Below are 12,215 nucleotides of genomic sequence, written 5' to 3' on the forward strand. Positions count from 1 at the left end.
GACCCCGGTCCAGGGGGGATTGCACCCGAGCGTGAGAATGTAGAACTTCCTCCAGGAGGAGTTGTTAGTGAGCCAGATGGAATAATAGAGCAGACAGAGCCTTTAGTTGAGGGAGACCCGTTAATTGAGCAGCCCCGAGGTGTAGTAGAGCCATTGGTGCAGCAGCCTGACCCTCTTGTACGTCAGCCGGCACCTCTAGTAGAACAGCCTGCGCCACTCGTAGAACAACCTGACCCTCTTGTCAGACAGCCCCCTGCACTTGTGGAACAACCCGAGCCTTTAGTTGAACAGCCCGCACCACTAGTTCCTCAGGGCGAGCCTACAGTTAGGTAGTAAAATCTATAAAAACAGTTACATTCAAATAATTATTTGATTAAGAATTACAAAGGAGGATCAATAAATTGTTATTCGATAGAAAAATTGATTGGAGCGATTCAAGAGAAGAAGAGTGGGAATTAATAAAGCAAAAAGTGGGAGACGGCATAGAGCTTCCATTGCCTGATTCAGACCGCTGGTTCAGCGCTACTGTTGTAGATGAGGGAATATTGATTGAATCAGCAAAATTAAATGTACGACCTCTAACAGTGCCTCAGCCTGTGACTATAGATTTTGAAGAATTCAAGAATGTTGCAGAAGGCTATAATGTTTTTCTAGGCTTTGATGCTAGGACTATGAGTGATATAAACGCAACAAAAGAGGCTACTCCTAATCTAAGGTATTTCTTTATGCTAATTTATCATTTGCTGTAATTTTTTTTCTATGGGTGGGTTGTGTTTCCAAAAAACTACTTTGAATTAATGGCTCAATACAACAAGTGGATGGACGCTAATATCTACCAAGTTTGCTTAGATATACCTGATGAAGATAGGAAAAAGGATATGGGAGCATTTTTTAAGTCCATTCATGGCACCCTTAATCATATCTATTACGGAGACCTTGCCTGGCTCGAGAGGCTAAGGGACAACAAATTTACCCCAAGAAAAATCGGCGTTGATCTTTTTGAAGACTTTCTTGAACTAAAATCTGCCCAGGAAAAGATGGACCAAGAAATAATAGACTGGGTACAAAGTATGACGGATGAAAAGCTACATGAGTCATATGATTACGTCAGTAACGTTGAAAATTTCAAAAGAACATTACCAATTTGGGTGTTGGCAACACATATGTTTAACCACCAAACGCACCATCGGGGTCAGGTGACAACACTTATTAAACAGTTAGGTTATGAGCCGGGAGTAACGGATATCCCTTGGCTTCCGTCACTCACCCAATACGCCGGCTCCGAATAAAGCCTTAACAATTTCTTAACAATTTCTTAACTTATCTAGAATAATTTAGACTGTAATTTTCACTATACCGATGGCAAAGATGGAGACTATAAAATGAATACAAGTTTAAAACTCTTGATCATAGCTCTAGTGCTTCTAGTAGGCATTGGATATGCAAACTTTATGCATGCTCAGACGGAAGGATTCAATGTTAAATCACCAACTGAAAAGATTGCTGATTCAACAACAAGTTTTCTAAATGAAGTTATGCAAAATGCAAAAAAAAATCCTAGTAAATCCATACCACGAGACTTGGTGTGCAGCGCTGAATGTTTTTTAGTAATACCAAATATAGAAGTTGTGGAGAGCAGAGGGGATTTTAGAGGAACAGGTCTTTTGGCATGCCGTAGTGATAGTCTAACAAACTTCACTGAGCCTATTTATTATGACATAAATAACATAAAGAGTTTTGAACAAGGCGGAGGAGGCCTTATTATTCTTTTAGAAGATGAAGATGTTGTAAGAACATTCTTAGGGGCCGAGATGCACTTAACTTCAGAAAATACCTCAGTTGGACCAATCGGCAAAGAAGCGAATACAGAGATAAAATCCATAATTGCTTATGTAAAGTATGGAGGACAAGTGTTAGCAGGAACTGACCTCTCTGGAAGCATATTAGAGTATGCAAGCAGAGATACTTTCAATGCGTATCAAGGCACAATAGTTCCTATTGAGATTCTGCTTAATCCAAGGGATGTCCCACCTATTCTAAGAGGTTTCGATTCGCTTATTAACGTATGGACAAGAGACTGTAAATAGAGATCTATTCAAAATAGCATGTGCCGTTAGCTGGGATACCACCGCCCGTATCCTGCTCAGTTTCATATGAGTACTGACAGTAGCAAACCCCTATCTCACCGCAGTCATATGATGTGCTGCACTGTTTTCCCTGATTACAGTTCTCGCACTCACCAGTGCTTGGGTATACATATATTCCAAGTGCAACAGCAAATGTTAAAACCATAAGAGCGTAAATAAATTTTTTCATAAAATTTTTCCTCCCTCCTGGCTGTAATAATCTGATTATTTCATTCAAAGCGACAAATGTCAATTCCGAGATTACTTGTACTCTTATGTGCCCTGCTCTTGTCTAAAATTTGTGAATGGAGTATGATAAATTACTCAATAAGGCGGTTTGGAACGCTCAGGTTCCATGCTTTAAAGAGTTATATTGAATGGAGGAAATAGGACATGGTTAAAGGTATTAGGACAAATTTATCACAAGTTGTAATAATATTATTCAGCGTTTTTGTTGTTAGTGTGTTTGTTGGAAGTAGTAATTTAAGTAGTACGTCGTACGCGCAAAACCCAAATATTGATCCCCAAGCTGCTGAAATTCTTCAAAACATGAGCTACTTTTTGGGAAGCAAGGATGAGTATACCTTTAAAGCGGAAGTAATGTTTGATCAGTTAATTACATCCCAAAGGGCAATACAATACTCAGCTGAGCAAAAGGTCTTTATGAAAAAGAAGAACAATTTGACGATTGAGTTTATAAGCGACCTTGGCGGCTACAAATTATGGTTTGAAGAAGGAAAGTTAACGGTGTTAGAGTTGCCAACTAATCTATATTCAATTGCAACTCTTCCGGCAACTATAGATCAAGCCCTGGACAAACTAAAAAGTGATTACAATTTCACGCCGTCTCTTAGCGATTTTCTCTACATCAACATCTTCAGAGCTCTGACCCAGAATGTAACCTCCGGCAACTATTTTGGCACAAGCAGAGTGTTTGGTGTTAGATGTGATCACCTTGCCTTTGTGCAGCCAAATATAGACTGGCAAATATGGATTGAGAGCGGAAAACGTCAAATACCAAGAAAATTAGTGATAACATATAAGAACCTTCCTGGAAAACCACAGTACATTGCTATTCTTAGAGATTGGGTAATAGACAAACCTATTACAAACTTTGCATTTAAGCCTGATATTCCAGACCTAAATCAAAGAACAGACATGTCAGAAATACTAAACAAGCCCAGGATGAATATGGGAAGTGTCAGATCAACAGGGCAAATCAGTTTCTAAGTTTATATCTCTAAGTTAAATTTCAGAAGACTAAAAGAAGTTTAAAAAAGGAAGTGCGCTGTAGTGATTACAGCGCACTGTTAATTTTCTACTTTAAGCAGCTAATGTAACGTTTTGGGCTTGTGGGCCTTTTTCGCCGTCAACCACTGTGAACTCTACACGCTGTCCCTCTTCGAGAGTGCGGTAGCCTGTAGCGTTGATTTCACTATAGTGAACGAATACATCTTTTTCATTCTCACGCTCGATGAAACCAAATCCCTTTGTAGAATTGAACCACTTTACAGTGCCAATCTCACGTTCAGACATGTTCGATTAACCTCCTTGAATATTTTGGGTTGTGCTAGTGGTTCAAAATCTCTTTCAGATGGGAATCTTACGTCGGACCAGAACTACTGCAAACTCTGCTTCAAGATAGCATATGGGTTAATATGTGTCAATGTATATTTAGCTTTTCACAATAAGTTTTGAGTAATATTTTAATACATAGGAGGGGAAAAGTGTGCGCTGTAGATTATACAGCGCACTATTTTGGTTTTCTACTTTATACAATAACTACTTGTTGTGCCTGAGGGCCTTTTTCGCCATCAACAACAGTAAACTCAACGCGCTGTCCCTCGTCTAAGGAACGATAGCCCGTATCATTAATTTCACTATAGTGAACGAATACATCTTTCTCGTTTTCACGCTCTATGAAACCAAAGCCTTTTGTAGAATTGAACCACTTTACTGTGCCAATCTCACGTTCTGCCATGTTCGATTAACCTCCTTGGATATATTAGGTTATGCTAGTGGTCCTGGGTTACTTTCAGATTATATCTTTATAGATGGTTCTCTTAGGTTTAACTTGAACTACTGCAAACTCTTGATATGAATATAACATATATTCTTAGAGAAACAACCCGCTAATTTATATAGGTATTACATAACATTGAAGAATAAACTTATCTTAGAGCTATTTTTCTTTGATGAAACTTGGTATCTATCTGGATATACACCTGTGAGAAAATCTGCCAGCCCGTGTGCAAAAGCCTCTTCTTCAACATAAGACTCAGCTTTTACGCTTATATTCGGAAGTGACAACAAAACCCCTTCGTAGCTAATATCAATCTGAAGATCAAGCTGGTCATAGGATACCTTTATGCCAATATTGCTATTATGGAGTTTTGCTTCCCGAATATGTTCGATCACCTGTTTGGTGGAGTTGGTCGCTCTTTGAATAACGTCGGGGTCTAGCTGCCATTGGCTGGATCTAGAATGAAGATATTCCTTTAATGTAGTTAGGTCTGAATCTGATTCGTCAAATACAAAGACTTTTCTTTGCTTAATGCCGATTCTAAATAAGATATTTAATAAGATTATTGCAATTACCCCTAGAGATAGAACCGAATTGCTTATAAGCTGAAGAGCCTTAGGGATTTCTTCATAGTAATGTGGGTATACCTTTCTGCTTATGCCGAGCAGTAGCGGAATGCCTATGATATAACTCATTCTGCTGTCGATATTACGCGATGTAATAATCTCCATTCCTCCAGATATCATAAAAGCTGCGTTGACCAATAGAGCAGCCCCTATTACAGAGAGTGGAAGCATCAAAAAGAAACTGGATATTTTTGGAAAGAATGCCAGTGCTATAAGAATTATTGCTGTAGGCAAGGCAATGTAGCGGCTGGTTGCGCCCGTAGCTTTTGCTACGCCTATAATACTAGGTGATGAATTCATGCCTGGAGTTCCCATCACACCTCCCAAGATACAACCTATGCCATCAGCCAAAACACCCTTTTTTATCGAAACAATATCGGGCTTCTTCCAATCATCATCATTAATTTTCTGGCTGGTGGTAATCACCCCTATAGTTCTTAAAGCCGCGGCAAGTCCTGCAGTAAGAAATGCTGGAATGAGAGCGTAATCAAAGCTATAGGAGATATAACCAAAATTGGGCAAATCAATAAATGAAAGGCTGGTAAAAAGTGATACGGACTCAGATGAAATAAGTCCAAGTGGAATGGAGATAACAAAACCTACTAATATTCCTATGAGTGAACACAGAAGCCTTGCAAGACCTTTGGCCCAAACGCTTAGAGCGATAATAGTGCTTAGACTTAGTACTGATATAACAACATGGTAAATAAATTTTGGGTCATCATAGTTAGCAATATCTAACACCTGATCCAACCCGACAAGCCCTAACTGTATGCCTACGATGAGTATGATAAAACCAGACACAGCTGGAGGGAAATAAGGCCTTAGTTTATGTAGAAACCCGGAAAGTAGTAACTCTACTAAACCAGCAAATATCGTCATACCAAACACTGCTGGCAGACCACCGGCCTTGGCTGCGAGAACTGACGGCCCAAGATATATTGCAGAGTATACCGGTGGCGAAAAATACCCTGATCCTATTGGACCTTTTGATAATGATTGTAGGACTGTAGCAATTGCTACTGCTATCATACCCATGCTAATCGCACTTACAGTTGTTTGCTGAGTGGAGCCGGCCGCCTTAGTGATAATAACTATATAGACCAGATATATAGCAATTAGAATAGTATTCTGAATTCCTAAAAGGACTAAGCGGATAAACGGAGGTTTATCTTCAACTGCATATAAGAGGTTTTCTGGTCTTCTCGCCATCTATAAGAACTAATATATTGGTTTTATATTATGAATTACGAATCTACTATAACTATATAAATTATACAAATCACAAGTGTGTTATTTGCTTAATTGGAGTGCTTTTTTAGGCTATTACAAATGATATATCTAAGATTCTACGAGCAGTATTAACATATGTATCCCAATATAGTAGAATCTTAGCAAAGCGGTGTAATCTTATATGACTCTTCATAAAACATTGACAAGAAACAAGATTTACATTCCTTTAGTGATAATTCTATTTGCCCTCCCATTTTTTACAGAGAATTTGTATGCCCAAAAAGTGGATTCAGACCAAAAAACAACTTCGGAACAAAATAATGATGAAGAAATCAAGAAAGAGGATAAATCTGATAGCAATGAATCAACCAATATTAACTCTGAAGATAGTAATAACGATGATGATGAACAAGAACCTGGGCCTTCTAAAGAAGACCAAGGAGCAATAGGACGGACTCACAGATTCTTTTCAGAATCCGTACTTGGTGTTACAAATAAGCTCGATACGTTCTGGGGCGACGACAGATCCCTTGAGGAGGCCAATAGATCTAGGATTTGGGTAAGGCTGGATTTTGATATTGAACAAAGACAGGGGTTTGACTTTATTCCGACGGTAAGAGCAAACATACGTGTCCCAAAAACCAAGAATAGGTTACGTATCTTCTTTAATGGTGACGAGGGTGATCAGGATGAGTTGGAACAAGACATTCAAGATAACGACGAGACAGGAACATTATTTTTAAGGTATTTCTTATTTAATTCTCCATGGCAAAGTCTGGGGGTTGATACCGGAATAAGGATAAGATCTTCTGGAGTAGCATGGTTTGCAGGTTTGAGAGCGAGAATATACAGGACATACGGCAAATGGGGATTTAGGCTAACTGACAATTTTAGATGGTTTACTGACAGACAATTTACCAATAAGACTCGCTTTGACATTGAGCGAGTTATCTTCAAAGACCGATCATTCTTTAGATCCTCAACTTTTGGCAATTGGTTTCAGCGCAAAAAGGGTTATTTCATAGAGCAGAATTTTCAACTATTCCATAAATTGGCGGAAAGAACTGGAATCGTTCTGCAATGGAGAACGATTGGGGAGACGAGAATAGATGAGTTCTTTAAAGAGACGCGCGTTAGACTAAGATTAAGGCAAAATATACGCTGGAGATGGTTATTTGGAGAAATTGCCCCTAGTATATTTTGGAGAGAAAAATATGATTGGGACACCCTGGTCGGTGTCAGGTTCAGAATAGAAGTACATTTTGGTAATCTTTCAAGACTAAAATTCTTTTAACACTAAACTAAGTATCCAAAACTTTGGCTCGGGATAGTTGATACAGTTCGAACTAATATCCTATTCTCTTTTTGGCGCAAAAGAATCTCAGCTTATGAATTAGGTATATATTCTCATATTAATAATCAAACTCACTAACATTGTCAGAATTTCGTACATCTGACAAACTACCGACTTAAAATCCTCAGTAATCATTGAGAATAAGCTTGGCATGGTATTTGCTCTTATTTGTAGTGTATTCATACATTTGTATTAATGATGAATACAAGGGCAAGGTTATGAAGAATACCACGGCAAACAAATATGGAATTTCTAGCACCATACCCTTAGCTAATCTGTGTGAGCATTGTGGTGAAGATCTTAGTTTATCCGAAACAGTTGAGTCCAGTGGCAAGTTTTTCTGTTGTACGGGATGCAGTGCTGTTTATCAGCTGCTCAATAATCTTGGGCTCGAGAGCTTTTACACAATAAAAAAAGAACAGAATATAGAGAAAATAGTTCGACCTATTGATCCTGAATCGACAGAAGAATATAAATACCTAAACCAGGAAAATTTCATATCTCAATATACAAATCCAAAATTCCCGCTTGAAATGAAATTCTATATTGAAGGCATTCATTGCGGTGCTTGCCTATGGTTAATCGAGAAAATTCCTGATTATATGAACGATGTGGAGTCAGTTTCACTCAATATGTCAACTAATATTGCAACTGTGAATTTCAAGGAAAACCAAAAATTCTCAGGCTTCCCTGAAATAGTAAAAAGATTTGGCTATAAAGCGCACCCGATTAACGTAGATGAACAAGCCAATGAGCTTAGGGAAAAGGATAATAGAAGAGCACTTGTCAGAATCTCTGTCGCAGCGGTGTGTGCTGGAAATATCATGCTCCTATCTGCAGCTATATACTCAGGAGCTCGGGGGGTTTTTGAAGAATATTTCACTTTATTAAACTTTTTATTATCACTACCCGTTGTTACATATTGTGCTATACCGTTTTACAAAAGTGTCATTGCGACGTTGCGAACAAAAAGAGCGACAGTAGACATTCCAATAGTTTTGGTAATTTTAGTAGGGTTCCTTATAAGCTCCTATAATTACGCTATTGATAGTGATCAAATATATTTTGATTCAGTTACAACTTTCATATTTTTACTTCTAGCAAGCAGATATTTTCTAAAATCAATACAAGACCGTATCTCAAAAAAAGAGCCGGCAAGTAAATTACTATTTAATGAAAACAAGTTTTTGATATGGGACGAAAGAAATAGGCAGTACTTCTTAGAACCAACTAAACATATAAAACCTGGTCAAAGAATCAAACTAAAAAAAGGTGAGCGTATTCCTATTGATGGAACACTTTTATCAAATAACGCTGAGTTAAACCTTTCTGTACTAACAGGAGAGAACATTCCTCAGACAGTGTTCAGAAGCGATATCGTATACGCTGGATCCTTATTAGATTCAGATGAAGCAGTTGTGGAAGTAAGCAGTGTGGGAAGCTCAACACGCATAGGCAAGCTGCTTGATGAGGTTGAAAAAAACTATCAAAGTAAAATTAGTTTTTCCTCATACAGTGATAAATTTGCAACAACCTTTACTCTTCTTGTAGCAGTAGTAGCAATTATTTCTTTCGTTGCAATCTCGGCCATCATGAATCCCTCTGAAGCTTTAAATAGGGTAATGGCTTTTGTATTGATAGCATGCCCATGTGCATTTGTGTTTGCACTTCCGCTTTCTTTAGGACTTTCTCTCCGAGAAGAACTAGATAAAGGTGTTCTAGTAAAGAGTTCAAGCACTTTTGAAAAACTATCTCAAGTAAAAAATATTTTCTTTGACAAAACAGGAACTCTAACAAAAGGCATATATAAAATACTCAAGTGGGATACAGCCGCGCTCTCTGATTACGACCTCAGAGCAGTTCTCGCGATTGAGAAGAAATCCGGCCACCCAATTGGACGGGCCATTGTTTCCTATTTAAGTGAAAAAAATGTAATGCTGCCAGAAGTTAAAGATTTCAAACACATATATACAAAGGGCATCGAAGCTAAGGTTGGCCAGCATAAATACAAATTTATATCAGACAAAAATATAGCAGTTGCAAATGATATTAACGAAATAATCACAACAAAAATACTTATCTATAGAGATGACGCAGCTATTTCTGAAGTATTCCTTGGGGATTCATTAAAAGAAGATGCTAAATATATTGTCAATCTCCTAAAAGAAAATGACTACAAGGTTCATATACTCTCAGGAGATAATGAACTTAATGTCAAACAGACAGCACTCAAACTCGGAGTCTCAGATGAGGATATTTTTTGGAGCAAAACTCCTGAAGAAAAATCTCAGATAATAAAGAACAATACACATACCATGATGATAGGCGATGGTCTCAATGATATTGCTGCCTTTTCATCTGCTGATGTAGGCCTCTCAGTGCAAGGTAGTGTGGAAGAAAGTCTTAAAGTTTCAGATGCCTATATCCTAAATAATGACCTCTACACTGTCTTAGAGCTTCTCAAGCATGGAGAGATCACAAAAAATACGCTAAGAAGAAACATAATATTTTCAATTACTTACAACGTCGGAGCTGGTTCTCTTGCCCTTTTAGGATATATAGATCCTTTAGCTGCAGCGGTGCTAATGCCTATTAGTTCGCTCCTACTCATTTGCTCAAGCATATACAGACAAAGTCTTAATACATGGAGGCAGAGCAACATATTATGAACATAATTTTTCTAACTCTAGGAGTATCTATAATCATAGCGCTGTTATTTCTATTTGCCTTCATATGGGCTACAAAAAAGGGGCAATATGATGACCTTGCTACACCAAGTGAAAGAATGTTAATAGATGACTACGAAATAAAGGAATCAAAGAAGGAAGATAAGGAGGAGATAGTTTGATGAGCTCAGTAACCGCACCTAATCAAGGGATTATGGACAGAATTGTTTATGACGATGACATAGTAAAAATGTTTCTGTACGCCACGATATTCTGGGGGGCTGCCGCCTTTGCCGTGGGGCTATTGGCAGCTCTCCAGCTGGCTTTCTGGCCCGCAAATTTAGAGCTTGAGTGGCTAACCTTTGGTAGAATCCGACCACTTCATACAAATGCAGCAATTTTCGCATTCGGTGGAAATATTATTTTTGCGGGCATATATCATTCAACCCAAAGACTACTTAAGACACGTAACTATTCGGATTTTCTTAGCAAAATTCATTTCTGGGGATGGCAGCTAATAATTGTTGGTGCACTGATAACTCTTCCTCTTGGCTACACAATGAGTAAAGAGTATGCAGAGCTTGAATGGCCACTAGACATAGCAATTGCAGTTGTATGGGTAGTGTTTGCAGTTAATTTCTTCGGAACCATAGCTATAAGAAGAGTAAAACATTTATACGTTGCAATATGGTTCTACATAGCAACTATTGTAACTGTGGCAATTCTTCACATTGTAAACTCTATTGAAATACCCGTTGCGCTTTTTAAAAGTTATCCAGTGTACGCAGGAGTACAGGACGCGCTTGTGCAGTGGTGGTATGGACACAATGCTGTTGCATTTTTTCTAACTACGCCTTTTTTGGGATTGATGTACTACTATATTCCAAAAGCGGCTAACAGACCGATATACAGCTATAAACTCTCTATTATCCATTTTTGGTCTCTCGTTTTTATTTACATTTGGGCAGGACCACATCATCTTCTAAACACAGCGCTTCCTGATTGGGCGCAAACTCTGGGAATGATATTCAGTCTTATGCTCTGGGCACCTAGCTGGGGCGGTATGATTAACGGCTTGCTCACATTAAGAGGTGCATGGCATAAACTCAGAACTGATCCTATTATTAAGTTCCTAGCTGTTGCTGTCACTTTTTATGGAATGTCCACTTTTGAGGGGCCCCTACTCTCGATCAAATCAGTAAGCTCTCTTGCTCATTACACTGACTGGATTATTGGACACGTACATGGTGGCACACTCGGCTGGAATGGGTTTCTTACATTCGGGATTATCTACTACCTTGTGCCTAAATTATGGAACACAAAAATGTACAGTCACAAACTAATGAACTGGCATTTCTGGATAGGTTTCTTAGGAATCCTGCTTTACTACATATCCATGTGGGCAAGCGGAATCACCCAAGGACTTATGTGGCAGGCAATTGGTGAAAATGGGCAGCTTGTGTATCCGGACTTTGTAGAAACTGTGATGAGAATTGTCCCTCTATACTGGGTTAGGTTCATCGGAGGCTCCTTGTTCTTAATTGGATTCTTTATGCTGATATACAACGTTTGGGTAACAATAAAGCACGCACCTAAAAAAGAGACCATATCCTATGTCGAAGTTCCTCCTCTTAAATCAGATGTAACTGCTATCGGAACAGGACATAGAAGACTCGAAGCACTGAGTCTTATATTCACTGTGATTCTTTTTATCTCAATTCTTGTTGGTTCGGTGATTGAGATACTGCCTACGCTATCGATTTATAAATATTTGCCGGCCAATGAGAAGACTGAGCCTTACACACCACTTGAGCTTGCAGGAAGAGACATCTACATAAAAGAAGGCTGCTATGTCTGTCACTCACAGATGATAAGAAAACTTCCTTTTGATGTGCTCCGCTATGGAGATGCATCAACTATAGGTGAGTCTATGTACGATAGGCCATTTCAGTGGGGATCAAAGCGGACCGGTCCTGATCTAGCTAGAGTCGGAGGCAAGTATCCTGATATGTGGCATGTAAGGCATATGATAAATCCAAGGGAGATAGTACCTAAATCTATTATGCCCTCATATCCATGGCTTGCGGCTAAAAAAACCGACTATCACATTTTGAGAAAGAAACTTAGCGTAATGAAAATGCTTGGAGTGCCTTATGATCAGGATCAGGTAGCAAATGCAGATATAAA

General features: G+C 38.7%; 13 protein-coding genes. 9 read left to right on the forward strand and 4 right to left on the reverse strand.

Features of this window, described 5'->3' with window-relative positions; genetic code table 11:
* The 4 genes from AAF462_04660 to AAF462_04675 form a co-directional block, all read left to right on the forward strand.
* Positions 1–333: hypothetical protein (locus AAF462_04660; GenBank protein ID MEM7008407.1), on the forward strand; the 333-nt coding region annotated here is incomplete at its 5' end.
* A gap of 68 nt (positions 334–401) precedes the next feature.
* Entirely contained in the window at positions 402–749 is a 348-nt protein-coding gene (locus tag AAF462_04665) for a hypothetical protein (GenBank protein MEM7008408.1), read from the forward strand.
* A gap of 21 nt (positions 750–770) precedes the next feature.
* Positions 771–1,289, forward strand: coding sequence for a DinB family protein (locus AAF462_04670; protein ID MEM7008409.1), 519 nt, complete (start codon positions 771–773; stop codon positions 1,287–1,289).
* Between the two features lie 93 nt (positions 1,290–1,382).
* Positions 1,383–2,087 (forward strand): hypothetical protein, encoded by a 705-nt coding sequence (locus AAF462_04675; GenBank protein MEM7008410.1) that lies wholly within the window; start codon positions 1,383–1,385, stop codon positions 2,085–2,087.
* A gap of 4 nt (positions 2,088–2,091) precedes the next feature.
* Here AAF462_04675 and AAF462_04680 read toward each other — a convergent pair whose 3' ends face one another.
* Positions 2,092–2,316: a hypothetical protein gene (locus tag AAF462_04680; GenBank protein MEM7008411.1), complete on the reverse strand. Its 225-nt coding sequence runs from the start codon at positions 2,314–2,316 to the stop codon at positions 2,092–2,094.
* 203 nt (positions 2,317–2,519) lie between these two features.
* Here AAF462_04680 and AAF462_04685 point away from each other — a divergent pair, with 203 nt between their 5' ends.
* Positions 2,520–3,356 carry a DUF2092 domain-containing protein gene (locus AAF462_04685; GenBank protein MEM7008412.1) on the forward strand — a complete coding sequence of 279 codons (837 nt, stop codon included), beginning with the start codon at positions 2,520–2,522 and terminating at the stop codon, positions 3,354–3,356.
* A 93-nt stretch (positions 3,357–3,449) separates the two neighbouring features.
* Here the strand turns inward: AAF462_04685 and AAF462_04690 are convergent, their stop codons facing one another.
* The 3 genes from AAF462_04690 to AAF462_04700 all read right to left on the reverse strand — a co-directional run bounded on the left by AAF462_04690 (position 3,450) and on the right by AAF462_04700 (position 5,987).
* Positions 3,450–3,662 (reverse strand): cold-shock protein, encoded by a 213-nt coding sequence (locus AAF462_04690; protein ID MEM7008413.1) that lies wholly within the window; start codon positions 3,660–3,662, stop codon positions 3,450–3,452.
* A gap of 235 nt (positions 3,663–3,897) precedes the next feature.
* Positions 3,898–4,107, reverse strand: a complete 210-nt coding sequence (locus tag AAF462_04695) for a cold-shock protein (GenBank protein MEM7008414.1) — start codon at positions 4,105–4,107, stop codon at positions 3,898–3,900.
* A gap of 167 nt (positions 4,108–4,274) precedes the next feature.
* Positions 4,275–5,987, reverse strand: a complete 1,713-nt coding sequence (locus AAF462_04700; GenBank protein ID MEM7008415.1) for a solute carrier family 23 protein — start codon at positions 5,985–5,987, stop codon at positions 4,275–4,277.
* A gap of 202 nt (positions 5,988–6,189) precedes the next feature.
* Here AAF462_04700 and AAF462_04705 point away from each other — a divergent pair, with 202 nt between their 5' ends.
* The 4 genes from AAF462_04705 to ccoN form a co-directional block, all read left to right on the forward strand.
* The gene (locus AAF462_04705; protein ID MEM7008416.1) at positions 6,190–7,302 is read left to right on the forward strand and encodes a hypothetical protein; all 1,113 of its coding nucleotides are present in this window, start codon (positions 6,190–6,192) and stop codon (positions 7,300–7,302) included.
* A 278-nt stretch (positions 7,303–7,580) separates the two neighbouring features.
* The gene (locus AAF462_04710; protein MEM7008417.1) at positions 7,581–10,031 is read left to right on the forward strand and encodes a heavy metal translocating P-type ATPase metal-binding domain-containing protein; all 2,451 of its coding nucleotides are present in this window, start codon (positions 7,581–7,583) and stop codon (positions 10,029–10,031) included.
* The gene (ccoS, locus tag AAF462_04715; GenBank protein ID MEM7008418.1) at positions 10,028–10,210 is read left to right on the forward strand and encodes a cbb3-type cytochrome oxidase assembly protein CcoS; all 183 of its coding nucleotides are present in this window, start codon (positions 10,028–10,030) and stop codon (positions 10,208–10,210) included. The genes AAF462_04710 and ccoS overlap by 4 nt, the downstream gene beginning before the upstream one ends.
* On the forward strand, positions 10,210–12,215 hold a 2,006-nt coding region (ccoN, locus tag AAF462_04720; GenBank protein MEM7008419.1), incomplete at its 3' end, for a cytochrome-c oxidase, cbb3-type subunit I. The genes ccoS and ccoN, both read left to right, overlap by 1 nt.

Source organism: Thermodesulfobacteriota bacterium (genome assembly GCA_039028315.1).
GTDB lineage: Bacteria > Desulfobacterota_D > UBA1144 > Nemesobacterales > UBA2774 > CR02bin9.